This is a genomic window from Bordetella genomosp. 5, from assembly GCF_002261315.1.
Classification (GTDB): Bacteria; Pseudomonadota; Gammaproteobacteria; order Burkholderiales; family Burkholderiaceae_B; genus Bordetella.
Map to the genome: position 1 here is coordinate 599309 of NZ_NEVP01000001.1, position 14439 is coordinate 613747.

Sequence of the window (14439 nt, forward strand, 5' to 3'; positions counted from 1 at the left end):
GTCAAAATATCAAGGAATCGACATGAGCAACGGAACCATCGTTCAGTGCATCGGCGCCGTGGTGGACATTCAGTTCCCCCGCGATCAAATGCCCAAGATCTACGAAGCGCTCACCCTGGCTGACGAGGGTTCCTCGTTCGCCGAAAAGGGTCTGACGCTGGAAGTGCAACAGCAGCTCGGCGACGGCGTGGTGCGTACCATCGCCCTGGGTTCGAGCGACGGCCTGCGCCGTGGCATGAAGGTTACCGGCACCGGCGCCCCGATCTCGGTGCCCGTGGGTCACGGTACCCTGGGCCGCATCATGGACGTGCTGGGTCGTCCGATCGACGAAGCCGGCCCGATCGCCTGCGAAGAGCGTCGTGGCATTCACCAGGCCGCCCCGAAGTTCGACGAGCTGTCGCCCTCCGTGGAACTGCTCGAAACCGGCATCAAGGTTATCGACCTGGTCTGCCCGTTCGCCAAGGGCGGTAAGGTCGGTCTGTTCGGTGGCGCCGGCGTCGGCAAGACCGTCAACATGATGGAACTGATCAACAACATCGCCAAGCAGCACAGCGGCTTGTCGGTGTTTGCCGGCGTGGGCGAGCGTACCCGTGAAGGCAACGACTTCTACCACGAAATGGAAGAGTCGAACGTTCTGGACAAGGTCGCGATGGTGTTCGGTCAGATGAACGAACCCCCGGGCAACCGTCTGCGCGTGGCGCTGACCGGCCTGACCATGGCCGAGAAGTTCCGCGACGAAGGCCGTGACATCCTGTTCTTCGTCGACAACATCTACCGCTACACCCTGGCCGGTACCGAAGTGTCGGCACTGCTGGGCCGTATGCCGTCGGCCGTGGGCTACCAGCCCACGCTGGCCGAGGAAATGGGCGTTCTGCAAGAGCGCATCACCTCGACCAAGACCGGCTCGATCACCTCGATCCAGGCCGTGTACGTGCCCGCGGATGACTTGACCGACCCGTCGCCCGCCACGACCTTCCAGCATTTGGACTCGACTGTCGTGCTGTCGCGTGACATCGCCGCGCTGGGTATCTACCCCGCCGTGGATCCGCTCGATTCCTCGAGCCGCCAGCTCGACCCGCAAGTCGTGGGCGAAGAGCACTACGCGGTGGCCCGTGGCGTGCAGCAAACGCTGCAGCGCTACAAGGAACTGCGCGACATCATCGCGATTCTGGGCATGGACGAACTGTCGCCGGAAGACAAGCAAAGCGTGGCTCGCGCCCGTAAGATCCAGCGCTTCCTGTCGCAGCCGTTCCACGTGGCCGAAGTGTTTACCGGTTCGCCCGGCAAGTACGTGCCGCTGGCCGAAACCATCCGTGGTTTCAAGATGATCGTCGAAGGCGAGTGCGATTCGCTGCCCGAACAGGCGTTCTACATGGTCGGCACGATCGACGAGGCCTTCGAGAAGGCCAAGAAACTGCAATAAGGACCTGATATGGCTACCCTGCATGTGGATGTGGTCAGCGCAGAGGAAGCGATCTTCACCGGTGAGGCGAAGTTCGTGGTGCTGCCTGGCGAGTCGGGCGAGCTGGGCATTCTGCCTGGTCACACCCCGCTCATTTCGCGCATACGCCCCGGGACGGTCAAGATCGTCCGTGCCGACGAAGGCGAGGAAACCATCTTCGTCGCCGGGGGCATTCTGGAAGTGCAGCCGGGCAGCGTGACCGTGTTGGCCGATACGGCCATCCGTGCCGCTGACCTGGACGAAGCCCGTGCCGTGGCGGCGCGCGAAAAGGCGGAAGACGCCCTGCGCAACGCCAAGAACAAGGAAGACATCGCCGTCGTCGAAGCGGAGCTGGCCATGCTGGCAGCTCAGGCCGCCGCGGCCCGTCGCCTGCGTACCGGTCGTTCTTCGCACTGATCCTGGGCAGTACGCCGGGCACGTCCCGGCACACGACAAAGGCGGCTTCGGCCGCCTTTGTCGTTTCCGCTTCCGTTGCGCCCGCAACGATTTTGCTGCCCTGCGCCGCTACGGCGTATGTCCGAGATCGATCAGACCCCGGGCCTGCCATCCCGCGAGCGCGCGACATGCCGGGCGTCGATGCGCCAGTGGCGCCGTGTCCGGCTCGCCGCGCATGCGTAGCGCGCCTACTGCGGCAAGCGCGCATAGTCACTCCGCGCGTCACTGGCTAGGCTGGTCTCCTGCTCAATCTCATCGGAGGTGCAGCATGCGGGATCTGCGAGAGTATGCCGTCGTGATGGTGCCGGGCCACGGGAGTTGGCTCGATCAGTGGATGAGTGCCCAGGAGGGCGTCGCTACGCCCGGCGTAACGACGCCCGACGTAACGACGCCCGACGGTTCGACGCACGGCCAGGTGACGCCTCTGTCCCGCACCCGGGGCGCCGTGGCGGATCCCGGCGTGCGGTTCTTCGCCGTCACGCCCGGCGAGGCCCCTGGCGGGTCCGCGCGCTGGCTGGGCCAGGCCGCGCTCATGTTGCGCCGCTTCGATGCCTGCCTGCTACCCGTCGAGCCTGCCACGCTCTCCTGGGCGCGCACGGCCCTGGCCGGCGCCCGCGGGCAGGTCACCACCCCGATGCTCGCGCTGGTGCGCAAGCTGCGGCCCGCGGGGCTGCTCGACCTCACCGGTCTGGGCATCGCCGATTTCCTCGAGGCGCCGCTCGATCCCGACGAGCTGCGGGTCCGTACCGAAATGGTGCTGTCCCGGACGCGCCAACGCCTGCCTCTGGCGCCCGTGCAGGAGCAGGCGGCGCAGGGCGAGGGCAAGGTGGCGTGGCGCTACGACATCGCGCGCGACGCCTTCCACGACCCCAGCCCCGACGACGCCGCGGCCGCGCGCATCGCCGAGCCCTATCCCTTCGACGCGGCCGCCGTGCGCCTGCTGCGTGAGCACGCGGCGCTGCTGCGCGAGCCTCCGCCGCGCCTGCACGACCCCGCGCCCGCGCGATGGCCGCACGCACACGCCGCCGCTGCCCCAGCCTCGGCCGTGTCCGCCTGGGACGAGACCGACCGCCTGATCGACACGCCGTTCGGGCGAGCCAAGGCCGAGATGGTGGGACGGTTCGAGCGTGCCTATCTGCACCGGTGCCTGGTTCGCCACGGGGGCAACGTCACGCAGGCGGCACGCGCGTCGGCCAAGCACCGGCGGGCGTTCTGGGCGCTCATGCGCAAGCACCACATCCGCGCCGCGCCCTATCGTCTGCCCCCGGACGCCGGCGCGGACGACGACGGAATACCCGCCCCTCCGGCCTGAGGCTCGCACGGCGCGCAACCTCCATTTGCCGGCGCTGACGTGCCCAGGATGCGTGCTTTGGCGAAGCGCAAGGGACGCATCCTCCATGGGCGGTAAAATCCCTGCTTCCCTTTGCCGAGGTCAGTCGTGTCCGCTCCCCTGAAGAACGATGTGTTCCTGCGCGCCTTGATGCGCGAACCCGTGCCGTATACGCCGATCTGGCTCATGCGCCAGGCCGGCCGCTACCTGCCGGAATACAACGCCACGCGGGCGCGCGCCGGTTCGTTCATGGGCCTGGCCCAGCATCCCGATTACGCGGCCGAAGTCACGCTGCAGCCGCTCGAGCGCTATCCGCTCGATGCCGCGATCCTGTTTTCCGACATCCTGACGGTGCCGGATGCGATGGGTCTGGGCCTGTCGTTCGCGCCGGGCGAGGGCCCGCGCTTCGCCACGCCCGTGCGCACCGAAGAAGACGTCGCGCGTCTGGCCGTGCCCGATCTCGAACGCCTGCGTTATGTGTTCGACGCCGTCAGCACCATCCGGCGCGAGCTCGACAATCGCGTGCCGCTGATCGGCTTCGCCGGCAGCCCCTGGACCATCGCGTGCTACATGGTCGAGGGCAAGGGCAGCGACGACTATCGCCAGATCAAGTCCATGCTCTACGCGCGTCCCGACCTGCTGCACCGCATGCTCGAGATCAACGCGCAGGCGACCGCCAATTACCTCAACGCCCAGATCGATGCGGGCGCCCAGGCGGTGATGCTGTTCGACAGCTGGGGCGGCGTGCTGGCCGACGGGCTGTTCCAGCAGTTCTCGCTGGCCTACACGCGCAAGGTCGTCGACGCCCTCAAGCGCGAGGCCGACGGCCGCCGCGTGCCGGTGATCGTCTTCACCAAGGGCGGCGGCATGTGGCTCGAAGAAATCGCCGCCTGCGGCTGCGATGCGGTCGGCGTCGACTGGACGGTCAACCTGGGCCGTGCGCGCGAGCGCGTGGCCGATCGGGTGGCGCTGCAGGGCAACCTCGACCCCATGACCTTGTTCGGCGGCGCGCAGGCCATCCGCCAGGAAGCCCGCCGCACGCTCGACGCCTTCGGCCCGGTGGGCAAGGGCGGGCACGTCTTCAACCTGGGCCATGGCATTTCGCAATTCACGCCGCCCGAGGCCGTGTCCGAGCTGGTTGACGAGGTGCATACGTACAGCCGGTCATTCCACGGTAAGTGAGTGTCCGCTAACCCCGGCATGGGCGTAAATTGAGCATGGCCCCGTATAGTTGTGCACAGCGGCGACGCCATCGGTGTTTACCCCAGAAATCTTGCTCCGGGTTTGTGTGTTTGGCGTAAGTTCATGAATTAAAACGATAAAGCCATGGGTTCCGCTGTGCGAACGGCTTGCGTTTGCGGCAGCGCGCCATGGCGGGGATGAATTATCCGACCGTTTTCCCCAAAGTTATCCACAGGCCGCCAGGTTTTGCGCGAGTTCCCCTCGGGGCCCTCGCACCTTAGCGACCACATCCAGAATTCACTTTAAGTTTGAACGCCTCCCTGTCCCTGCTCGAACCCGATTCCGACCCGTCCGGCGACGGCGATGACACCGCCGGCGCGACGCCGCCGGTCTGGCATCGCGTGGCGCTGGACGTGCCGCTCGACGGCCCGTTCGACTACCGCGCGGCCGAACGGATCGAGGCGGGCTCGCGGGTCATCGTGCCGTTCGGCCGGCGTACGCTGGTCGGGGTGGTCGTGGGACACCCCGAGGCGCCGGCGATCGCGCCGGCGCAGGTCAAGGCCATCGAGCAGGTGCTGCAGGATCTGCCGCCATTTCCCGAAGACTGGCTGCGCCTGGCCACCTTTGCGGCCGACTACTATCAGCGCCCGCTGGGCGAGGTCATGCTGCCGGTGCTGCCCGGGCCGCTGCGCAAGCCCACGGCCTATCAGGGCAAGCGCTCCGGGCTGGGCCCGGTGGCCCGGCTCGACGCGCGCAAGAGCCGCAAGGCGCGCGATGTCTCCGAGCCCGACCGGGCACCCGCGCTCAACGACGCGCAGCGTCACGCCACCGATGCCATCACCGCGATCGAGGGATTCAAGGCCGTCCTGCTGCACGGCGTGACCGGCAGCGGCAAGACCGAGGTCTATCTGCACGCGGCCGCGCATGCGTTGGCACGCGGCCGGCAGGTCCTGCTGATGGTGCCCGAGATCAACCTCACGCCGCAGCTCGAAAACGCATTGCGCGCGCGGCTGGAATCGGTGGTGGGCCCGGATGGCGTGGCCGTGATGCACAGCGGCCTGTCCGATGGCCAGCGCGTCGAGGCCTGGGCGCGGGCGCAGCGCGGCGAGGCCCGCATGGTGCTGGGCACGCGCATGTCGATTTTCGTGCCCCTGCCCGAGCTGGGCCTCATCGTGGTCGACGAGGAACACGACACCTCCTACAAGCAACAGGAAGGCCTGCGCTATTCGGCCCGCGACCTGGCCGTGTGGCGCGCGCGTGACCGCAATGTGCCCGTGGTGCTCGGCTCGGCCACGCCCTCGCTCGAGACCTGGAATCACGCGCAGCGCGGCCGCTATCTGTTGCTGCCGCTCGCGCATCGCGCGCGTGCCGCCGAGCTGCCCAGGATGCGGCTCGTGGACACGCGCCGGCTGCAGCTCAAGCACGGTCTCTCGCCCCAGCTGATCGACGCCATCACCGAGCGCCTCGAGCGCAAGGAGCAGGCGCTCATCTTCCTGAACCGCCGCGGCTATGCCCCGGTGCTGCATTGCGCCTCGTGCGGCTGGATCACGCATTGCCCGCGCTGCTCCACCTACACGGTGCTGCACCGAGGCCAGGGGGCCGGCTATCGCCTGCATTGCCATCACTGCGGCTTTCAGGCGCCCGTGCCGCGTGCCTGCCCCGAGTGCGGCGACCAGGATCTTCAGCCGATGGGCCGCGGCACGCAGCGCATCGAAGAGCATCTCGCCGAGCTCTTTCCCGAAGCCCGCATCGCGCGGATCGACGCCGACAGCACGCGCAAGAAGGGCAGCGCGCAGGCGCTCTTTGCGTCGGTGCATGCGGGCGAGGTCGATCTGCTGGTCGGCACGCAGATGGTGGCCAAGGGGCACGATTTCGCGCGGCTGGGGCTGGTCGGCGTGCTCAATGCCGACTCGATGCTGTTTGCCCAGGACTTCCGTGCTCCCGAGCGCCTGTTCGCACAACTGATGCAGGTGGCCGGGCGCGCGGGCCGGCACACGGGAGGCGGCGAGGTGCTGATCCAGACCGGCTATCCCGAGCAGCCGGTGTATCAGGCGCTGTTGCGGCATGACTTCTCCGGCTTTGCGCGTCACGCGCTCGAGGAACGCGAAGCCACCGGCATGCCGCCGTTCGCCTACCAGGCGCTCCTGACCGCCGAAGCGCGCGAGCTCGCCCAGGCGCTGGCATTTCTGCAACAGGCGCGCGATCTGGCCGAGGGCGGCTCACTGCCCGGTGCCGACGCGATTACACTCTACGATCCGGTGCCGTTGCGGGTCGTGCGCGTGGCCAACGTCGAGCGTGCGCAGTTGCTCGTCGAGAGCGCCAGCCGCCCGGCGCTGCAGGGCTTCCTGCATGCGTGGCTCTACGAGCTGCCGCCGCTGGCCTCGCAGGCGCGCGTGCGCTGGCAGCTCGAAGTCGATCCCATGGAAATCTAGCGGCGCCGTGCCGCGCCCGCTCGACCCCCCGTTTCTTCCGCCCTGCAATGTCCCAAGATACCCCGATCGGCCATGGCCTGAACCCCGCCCAGAAAGAGGCGGTGCTGTATCTGGACGGCCCGTGTCTGGTGCTCGCGGGCGCGGGCAGCGGCAAGACGCGCGTGATCACGCAGAAGATCGCCTACCTGCTGCGCGAGTGCGGCTACATGGGCCGCAACGTGGTCGCGCTCACCTTCACCAACAAGGCCGCGCGCGAGATGGCCGAGCGCGTGAAGGATCTGGTCGACCGCAAGCTCGCCAAGGGCCTGACCATCAGCACATTTCATGCGCTGGGCGTGCGTCTGCTGCGCGAAGAGGCCGTGCACGCCGGGCTCAAACCGCAGTTCTCCATCCTCGACGCCGACGACGCGCTGGCCATCATCCAGGAGCTGCTGGTCACGACCGACCGCAACCGGCTGCGCGAAGTGCAGGGCATCATCTCGCTCTGGAAAAACGCGCTGCTCGAGCCGGATCAGGCGGCGAACGTCGCGATCACGCCGACCGAAGTCGAAGCGGTGCAGATCTACCGCAGCTATGCGGCCACGCTGGCCGCCTATCAGGCGGTGGACTTCGACGACCTGATCCGCATTCCGGCGCTGCTGCTCGAGAACAACGAAGAGGTGCGCACGCGCTGGCAGAACCGCGTGCGCTATCTGCTGGTCGACGAATACCAGGACACCAACGTCTGTCAGTACCGGCTGGTGCAGTTGCTGACCGGCACGCGCGCGATGTTCACGGCGGTGGGCGACGACGATCAGGCCATCTATGCCTGGCGCGGCGCCACCATCGAGAACCTCGCCAAGCTCACCACCGACTACAGCAATCTCAAGCTCATCAAGCTCGAACAGAACTATCGTTCGGTGCAGCGCATCCTGCACGCCGCCAACAGCGTGATCGAGCGCAACCCCAAGCTGTTCGAGAAAAAGCTGTGGTCCGACCTCGGCTACGGCGAGCCCATCCAGGTGACCGCCATGGAGGGCGACGAGCACGAGGCCGAGTCGATCGGCATGAAGCTGTCGGCGGCGCGTTTCGAGCGCCAGTGCGAGTGGCGCGACTTCGCGATTCTGTATCGCAGTAATCATCAGTCGCGCATCCTCGAGCAGGCGCTGCGCAACCTCAAGATCCCGTACACGATCTCGGGCGGTCAGAGCTTTTTCGACAAGGCCGAGGTGCGCGACATCCTGGCCTACCTGCGCCTGGTGGCCAACGACGAAGACGATCCCGCTTTCATCCGGGCCGCCACCACGCCCAAGCGCGGCATCGGCCAGGCCACGCTGCAGGTGCTGGGCACCTATGCCGCCGGCCGGCAGATTTCGCTGCTCGCCGCCGTGGCCGAGACCGGCATCGAGTCGCTGCTGGCGCCGCGCCAGCTCGATCCCCTGCGCACCTTCGCCGAGTTCATCCGGCGCATCCAGTGGCGTGCCGGACGCGGCACCGACGGCAGCAGCACGCGCGCGGCCGAGCCCGCCGGGCCGCTGCTCGACGATCTGCTCGAGGCCATCCAGTACGAGCGCTACCTCTACGAGATGTTCGACGAGAAGCCCGCCCAGACGCGCTGGCACAACGTGCTCGAACTCACGGGCTGGCTCAAGCGCAAGGCCGACGAAGACGGCATGACGCTGTTCGAGCTGGTGCAGCATGTGGCGCTCGTGACCATGCTCGAGCGCGGCGAAGACGAAGAAGAGCCCGACGCGGTCAAGCTCTCGACGCTGCATGCCTCCAAGGGCCTGGAGTACCCGCACGTGTACCTGGCCGGCGTCGAAGAGGGGCTGCTGCCACACCTGGGCCGCGACGAAGAAGACACCGATCCCGACAGCGCCGCCAACACCCTGGCGGTGCGCATCCAGGAAGAGCGCCGCCTCATGTATGTGGGCATCACGCGCGCCCAGCGCAGCCTGCATCTGTCGTGGTGCAAGCGCCGCCGGCGTGCGCGCGAAGACCGCGTCTGCGAGCCGTCGCGCTTCATCGAAGAGATGGGCCTGGATCAGCCCGGCATCGTCGAAGACGAGGCGACCGCGGCACTCACGCCCAAGGCGCGTCTCGATATGCTCAAGGCGCTGCTCAAGAAATAACGCGGCTCAGTCGTCGTCCAGGCTCAGGCTGCTGGTGGCGCGGAACATGCGTTCGAGGCGGCGGGCCTCGTTGGCCAGCGCCGCGCGCGCCTCGGGCTCGGCATCACGCCAGGCGTCGTAGGCGGCCATCAGCTCGCGCTTGATCTTCTGCTGGGCCGGCGCGTTGCCCCGGCTATGCCCCTCGCGATACATCACCAGATGCCGGGCGAAATTGGCCCGGGCCTCGCGCAACGAATAATCGGAATTGGGACCGCCCCGCACCTCGTCGGCGTCGCGCTCGCCCTGGCCGTCGTCTTCCCAGTCGCAGAGCAGGCAGATCTCGAAATCGGCGCCTTGATCCAGGGTGGGGTAGCCGCAGCAGGGGCAGTCGCAACGCAGGAACGGGTTCAACGGCATGAGCGGGGCGCGGCGGTCAGAGGTGGGTGAGGAAGAAAGCCCGCACCGCGGCGTTGAGCTGTTGGTGAAAGGCCGGCCGGTCGAAGCCGCTGGCATCGCGGCACAGGGCCGGCAGGGCGGCGAGCTGTTGCGGCGTGCAGGGCGTCAGAAAGGCATAGTGCCCTGCCTGCGTGGCCAGGTGGTAGTCGGGATTACGCGGCAAATTGCGCCGCAGCGCGGTGATGTCCGAAGGCGTCACGCCGTCGCCACCGTATTGCGAGGCCCAGATCTGCACCGGCACGTCCACCCGCGCCAGCCCGGGGCGCGAGAACAGATTCAGCGGATCCGCGAGCACGATGGCTTTGACGCGCGGATCGGCCCCCGGCAGGATCGGCCAGGCGCGCTGCGCGATCTCGCCGCAATACGGAATCCGCGCGTTGCCCTGGCAGAACGGCGCCAGCAGCGTCAGATCGGGGCGCCCGCCCGCGAGCACCAGCGCGTCGTAGCCGCCGCGCGAGTAGCCGTAGATGCCCACGTTGTAGGGGATCAGATGCCTGGCGTAGCGCCATTGCTCCGTCATGTAGTCGATCAGGCGGGTCAGGTCGCCCGGACGGCTCGCGAAGATATCCAGGTGGCCGCGGCGCGCCGTGTCGCGGGCGTTGTCGCCGCGGTGGTCGATCGCCGCGACGACGAAGCCGGCCGCGGCCAGCATCTCGGCGGTGGCGCGGTGACCCTGAAAGGTGCCGCCGCTGCCATGCGACAGAATCACCAGCGGCCATTGCTGACCGGCGGGAGGATCGCAGGCCAGCAGTCCCTGTAGCGTGCTGGCGCCCAGCGGCGTGGCGCCGGGCGTGCCTGCGCAGGGATACCAGACCGCGCCGGCGAGGGGCGGACGGGCGGCCTGGGCGGGCACCTCGATCAGACCGAAGCCGGCGGCCTGTGCGCGCGGCAGCGAGGCCAGCGCTATCAGAAGCAGCAGGAGCAGGAAAAAAGAGACGTAGGCGGCGGGCGCGCTGCGCGCCGCGGGATGAGCAGAATGAGACCCGGGCATGAGGTAACGGACTGGCAAGCCAGCCCAGAGCGTAACGGACACCCGCCCCTGCGCAATCGCCCGATTAAGCCCGCATCCGGCCCCGTCCCCGTTGTATCGGGCCGCAACCGGCCCGTTTACGTTGTAATCCCGGTTTACAGCGTGCGCGGCGCGCCAGTAGCATGGGCCAGCGCGACGGCGCGAACACGCCGGCAGTGGATTTTCCGAGGAGGTTCAGCGGTGGATACGGAGCAATTGAGTCATCCGCATGCGCGGGTGCATGTGACGTCCGAAGGCGTGGCCACAATATGCATCACGGGGGCGGGCAGCCTGAATGTGCTCGGTTCGGCCGTGATCGCAGACCTGACCCGGGCCTTCAACGGCCTGGCCGCGGCCGAGGCCGTGCGCGTGGTCGTGCTGCGCGGCGACGGAGAACGCGCCTTCGTCGCGGGCGCCGATATCGCCGAGATGGCCGAGCTCGATAACACCCGTGCCCAGCATTTCATTGCCGGGCTGGCCGAGCTCTGCGATACGGTGCGGTTCTTTCCGGTGCCGGTCATCGCGCGCCTCGGCGGCCACTGCCTCGGCGCGGGCCTCGAACTGGCCGCGTCCTGCGATCTGCGCATCGCGGCGGACTCGGCGCGTTTCGCCATGCCCGAAGTGGCGGTGGGCATTCCGTCGGTGGTGCACGCCGCGCTCCTGCCCGCCCTGATCGGCGGCTCGCGCGCCCAGTGGCTGCTGCTCACGGGCGAGGCCATCGATGCCGACACCGCGCGCGAGTGGGGCCTGGTCCATCAGGTGGTATCGGCCGACAACCTCGACCTCGCCGTGCAGGCGCTCGCCGCCCGTATGGCGGGCTTCGGACCGCAGGCCCTGCAGCAGCAGAAGCGGCTGCTGCGCCGCTGGGAGCGGATGAGCGTCGAAGAGGCCATCGCCGACAGCGTGCCCGAATTCGGCGCGGCCTTCGACACGGGCGAACCGCAGCAACACATGCGCGCGTTTCTGGCGCGCAAGCGCCAGAGCTGAGGTCCCCGCAGGGCAGGGCGGCTGTGCGGATCGCCACGGCGAGCCCGCCGCCATGGCTAGCGGCCTGCCTTCCGTCAGGATCGCGAGGCCACAGTCACCGGCGCCGCCAGCGTCAATATCTCCTTCAGATGCCGCAGCTCTTCCGTGGGGCTGCGGCCGAACATGCGCTTGAATTCGCGGCTGAATTGCGAGGGGCTTTCGTAGCCGACCTGCACCGAGGCGCTGGCGGCCGTGACGCCGTTGCGGATCATCAGCAGGCGCGCGTTGTGCAGGCGGATCGCCTTGATGTACTGCAGCGGCGAGCTCTGCGTGACGGCCTTGAAGTGCACGTGAAACGCCGCGACGCTGAGGCTGGCCTCGCGCGCGAGCGTGGCCACGTCGAGCGCCTGACCGTAGTGCGTGTGGATCTTGCGCAGCACCTTGGCGATGCGGCCGAAGTTGCCGCCTTGTTGCAGGGCCGCCCGCAGCGCGCCGCCCTGTTCGCCGGTTAGCACCCTGAACACGATCTCGCGGATGATGGCGGGCCCGAGCAGGCGCGCCTCGATCGGAGAATTCAGCGCTTCGAGCAGCCGCAGTGTGGCGTCGCTCAGTTTGTCGTCGATGGGCGTGGCGTACAGACTCAGCGGCCGCGCATCGAGCTGGGAGTAGAGCGTGTCCACCTCCATCGCGACTTCGGCGGTGGTGGTGGGATCGATGCGCAGCGCCACGCCCAGCATGGGCTCGGCTTCGCTCGCCTCGGTCTGGGTGGTGAAAGGCAGCGGCACCGCCATCACGAGGTAGTGGTCCGCGTCGTACACGTACAGATTGCCGCCATGCACGCCGCGTTTGCGTCCTTGCAGCACGATGACGATGCTGGGCTCGTAGAGCGCCTGGGTGGTGTCGAGCGGACGGTTGGACCGCATCAGGGTCACGCCGTCGAGCCAGGTTTGCGTGTAACCCTCGGCGGGGGCGAGTTGCTTCACCAACTCGATCATGCGGGCGGATCGCGCGGACATCGGGGCTCCTGCGAGAGAGGTGCCGCCTGCTGCGCGGCAATAGAAACAGTCTAGCAGCGAGCCGGTTTTATGCGCATCCCGCCACGTTCCAAATAGAAATGGGCAAGGATGGCAGACGTTCCGGTCTTAGCCTGCGCCCCGCCTCTCCCTACCATGGAAGCCATGCCGTACCCGTGTGGACACGCACCCGGCGCCGGCCCCTTCCATCACTGAGAGGACTCTGCAATGAACGCACTCCAAAACGCTTCTCCCAAGGTCATCCTCATTACCGGCGCCAGCAGTGGCATCGGCGAAACCACCGCCCGCGTGCTGGCGGCGCAGGGCCACAAGCTGGTGCTCGGCGCGCGCCGCACCGACCGCCTCGAAGCCCTGGCGCAAACGCTGCGCGCCGAAGGCGGGCAGGTGGACTTCCAGGCGCTGGACGTGACGTCGCGCCAGAGCTTCGACGACTTCGCGCAGTACGCGCTCGGCCTGCACGGCCGCATCGACGTCATCGTGAACAACGCCGGCGTGATGCCGCTCTCCCGCGTGGCCGCGCTCAAGGTCGATGAGTGGGACCGCATGATCGACGTGAACATCCGCGGCGTGCTGTACGGCGTCGCGGCCGTGCTGCCCACGCTGCAGGCGCAGGGCGGCGGCCAGATCATCAACATTTCGTCGATCGGCGGACTGGAGGTCGTGCCGACGGCGGCGGTGTACTGCGCCACCAAGTACGCGGTGCGCGCGATTTCCGACGGGCTGCGCAAGGAAAACGACAAGATCCGGGTGACCTGCGTTTACCCCGGCGTGGTCGAGTCGGAGCTGGCGCACACCATCACCGACGCCGAAGCCGCGCGCGCGATGGAAACCTACCGCGAGATCGCGCTCAAGCCGGAGGCCATCGCCGCCGCCATCGCGCACGTGATCAACCAGCCCGAAGACGTCGACACGAGCGAGATCGTCGTGCGCCCCACGGCCAGCGTCTGATCGTTGCGCGCGCAACATCCCGGACCCACCTTTTCAGGAGCACCCATCATGAAACCATCGATTCAATCGCTGTTGCTCGCGATGACCCTGGCCGCGCCGGCGGGCGCGGGCGCGTCCACCACCGAGCACGCCCGCGCCACGAAGAACGCGGCGCTGGTGGAGCAGGCCTTCGACAACTGGCAGCAAGGCAAGGGCAGCGTCTTCGACCTGTTGGCGGAAGATGTGCAATGGACCGTCGCCGGCAACAGCCCCGTGTCCGGTGTGTATCGGTCGCGCGAGCGCTTCCTCGCCGACGCCGTGCAGCCGATCACCGACCGCCTGGCGACGCCCATCACGCCGGACGTGAAGCAGATCGTCGCGCAGGGCGATCAGGTCGTGGTGATCTGGGATGGCGTGGCCACCGCCAAGAGCGGCGCGCGCTACGAAAACAGCTATGCCTGGCACATGACGCTGTCCGACGGGCGGATCACCAACGTCGACGCGTTTCTGGATACCTGGCGGCTGGTGCAGTTGATGGAGTAGCGCTGGGCGCCGCCGTCGGGCGCGGGCACCGGAGCCGCGTGCCCCGCCCCGCGGCGGCTTTGGACAGCGCCGGACCGCCGGCCGCGTCGATGCGCGGCGGTCGACGGCCCTGAGCGCGTCAGTGTTCCGTGTTCGGGAACAGCTCCGACAGGCCGGCCCAGTCCGGGTCCTGGAACACGCGGATCTCGAGCGGGTATTCGGGATGGCCGGCGAGGCCGAGGTTGAAGCGCGACATGAAGGCATCGACATCGCGCGCGTAGTAGCGCCATTCCTTCTTGCCGTTGCCGGTGATGCAGCCGGTCAGGTAGCCGACGTCCTGATCCTGAAGCGACTCGTCGATCGCGTCCTCGAACTGGATCGTCTGCTGGTTGTCCTCGTCCTGCGGCATGCCGACGTCGTTGGCGGTGTACGACCACGAGACGATGATGAGCTTGTCGAAGACGTGGCGGTCGGCCTCGTCGGGCAGCGCGGAGCGGCTGCGCACGATGAGCGGTTGACCGTCGAGCTGGCCTTCGGCCATGGACCAGTCGTCTTCCTTGAAAATATCGGGCATGAGGTAAAAATTCTCCAGAG

General features: G+C 67.8%; 13 protein-coding genes. 9 read left to right on the top strand and 4 right to left on the bottom strand.

The window, feature by feature from the left end; genetic code table 11:
* Positions 1-22: 22 nt before the first annotated feature.
* From atpD to CAL25_RS02810, 6 genes are all read left to right on the top strand, one after another.
* On the top strand, positions 23-1423 hold the full coding sequence (gene atpD / locus CAL25_RS02785) for a F0F1 ATP synthase subunit beta (protein ID WP_094798400.1): 1401 nt from the start codon (positions 23-25) through the stop codon (positions 1421-1423).
* A 9-nt stretch (positions 1424-1432) separates the two neighbouring features.
* Positions 1433-1858 (top strand): F0F1 ATP synthase subunit epsilon, encoded by a 426-nt coding sequence (locus CAL25_RS02790; RefSeq protein WP_094798401.1) that lies wholly within the window; start codon positions 1433-1435, stop codon positions 1856-1858.
* A 307-nt stretch (positions 1859-2165) separates the two neighbouring features.
* The gene (locus CAL25_RS02795) at positions 2166-3209 is read left to right on the top strand and encodes a hypothetical protein (protein ID WP_094798402.1); all 1044 of its coding nucleotides are present in this window, start codon (positions 2166-2168) and stop codon (positions 3207-3209) included.
* 126 nt (positions 3210-3335) lie between these two features.
* On the top strand, positions 3336-4409 hold the full coding sequence (hemE, locus tag CAL25_RS02800; RefSeq protein WP_094798403.1) for a uroporphyrinogen decarboxylase: 1074 nt from the start codon (positions 3336-3338) through the stop codon (positions 4407-4409).
* 401 nt (positions 4410-4810) lie between these two features.
* On the top strand, positions 4811-6841 hold the full coding sequence (locus CAL25_RS02805) for a primosomal protein N' (protein ID WP_249278948.1): 2031 nt from the start codon (positions 4811-4813) through the stop codon (positions 6839-6841).
* A 47-nt stretch (positions 6842-6888) separates the two neighbouring features.
* On the top strand, positions 6889-8952 hold the full coding sequence (locus CAL25_RS02810) for a UvrD-helicase domain-containing protein (protein ID WP_094798404.1): 2064 nt from the start codon (positions 6889-6891) through the stop codon (positions 8950-8952).
* Positions 8953-8958: 6 nt separating this feature from the next.
* Here CAL25_RS02810 and CAL25_RS02815 read toward each other — a convergent pair whose 3' ends face one another.
* Positions 8959-9348: a CPCC family cysteine-rich protein gene (locus CAL25_RS02815; protein WP_094798405.1), complete on the bottom strand. Its 390-nt coding sequence runs from the start codon at positions 9346-9348 to the stop codon at positions 8959-8961.
* A 16-nt stretch (positions 9349-9364) separates the two neighbouring features.
* The gene (locus CAL25_RS02820) at positions 9365-10378 is read right to left on the bottom strand and encodes an alpha/beta hydrolase family protein (RefSeq protein ID WP_094798406.1); all 1014 of its coding nucleotides are present in this window, start codon (positions 10376-10378) and stop codon (positions 9365-9367) included.
* A 234-nt stretch (positions 10379-10612) separates the two neighbouring features.
* Here CAL25_RS02820 and CAL25_RS02825 point away from each other — a divergent pair, with 234 nt between their 5' ends.
* Positions 10613-11383, top strand: coding sequence for an enoyl-CoA hydratase (locus CAL25_RS02825; protein WP_249278924.1), 771 nt, complete (start codon positions 10613-10615; stop codon positions 11381-11383).
* Between the two features lie 74 nt (positions 11384-11457).
* Here the strand turns inward: CAL25_RS02825 and CAL25_RS02830 are convergent, their stop codons facing one another.
* Positions 11458-12378, bottom strand: a complete 921-nt coding sequence (locus CAL25_RS02830; RefSeq protein WP_212590863.1) for an AraC family transcriptional regulator — start codon at positions 12376-12378, stop codon at positions 11458-11460.
* Between the two features lie 225 nt (positions 12379-12603).
* Between CAL25_RS02830 and CAL25_RS02835 the strand changes: the two genes are divergently transcribed.
* Both CAL25_RS02835 and CAL25_RS02840 read left to right on the top strand, forming a co-directional pair.
* Positions 12604-13344, top strand: coding sequence for an SDR family oxidoreductase (locus CAL25_RS02835; RefSeq protein ID WP_094798407.1), 741 nt, complete (start codon positions 12604-12606; stop codon positions 13342-13344).
* A 48-nt stretch (positions 13345-13392) separates the two neighbouring features.
* Entirely contained in the window at positions 13393-13866 is a 474-nt protein-coding gene (locus tag CAL25_RS02840; protein ID WP_094798408.1) for a nuclear transport factor 2 family protein, read from the top strand.
* Positions 13867-13984: 118 nt separating this feature from the next.
* Here the strand turns inward: CAL25_RS02840 and CAL25_RS02845 are convergent, their stop codons facing one another.
* On the bottom strand, positions 13985-14419 hold the full coding sequence (locus CAL25_RS02845) for a DUF695 domain-containing protein (protein ID WP_094798731.1): 435 nt from the start codon (positions 14417-14419) through the stop codon (positions 13985-13987).
* Positions 14420-14439: the final 20 nt, after the last annotated feature.

Bases quoted from the DNA above. Each gene is read 5' to 3' on its own strand.
- atpD (WP_094798400.1), top strand. From the start codon at position 23: ATGAGCAACGGAACCATCGTTCAGTGCATCGGCGCCGTGGTGGACATT.
- CAL25_RS02810 (WP_094798404.1), top strand. From the start codon at position 6,889: ATGTCCCAAGATACCCCGATCGGCCATGGCCTGAACCCCGCCCAGAAA.
- CAL25_RS02830 (WP_212590863.1), bottom strand. From the start codon at position 12,378: ATGTCCGCGCGATCCGCCCGCATGATCGAGTTGGTGAAGCAACTCGCC.
- CAL25_RS02845 (WP_094798731.1), bottom strand. From the start codon at position 14,419: ATGCCCGATATTTTCAAGGAAGACGACTGGTCCATGGCCGAAGGCCAG.
- CAL25_RS02820 (WP_094798406.1), bottom strand. From the start codon at position 10,378: ATGCCCGGGTCTCATTCTGCTCATCCCGCGGCGCGCAGCGCGCCCGCC.
- CAL25_RS02795 (WP_094798402.1), top strand. From the start codon at position 2,166: ATGCGGGATCTGCGAGAGTATGCCGTCGTGATGGTGCCGGGCCACGGG.
- CAL25_RS02790 (WP_094798401.1), top strand. From the start codon at position 1,433: ATGGCTACCCTGCATGTGGATGTGGTCAGCGCAGAGGAAGCGATCTTC.
- CAL25_RS02815 (WP_094798405.1), bottom strand. From the start codon at position 9,348: ATGCCGTTGAACCCGTTCCTGCGTTGCGACTGCCCCTGCTGCGGCTAC.
- CAL25_RS02840 (WP_094798408.1), top strand. From the start codon at position 13,393: ATGAAACCATCGATTCAATCGCTGTTGCTCGCGATGACCCTGGCCGCG.
- CAL25_RS02835 (WP_094798407.1), top strand. From the start codon at position 12,604: ATGAACGCACTCCAAAACGCTTCTCCCAAGGTCATCCTCATTACCGGC.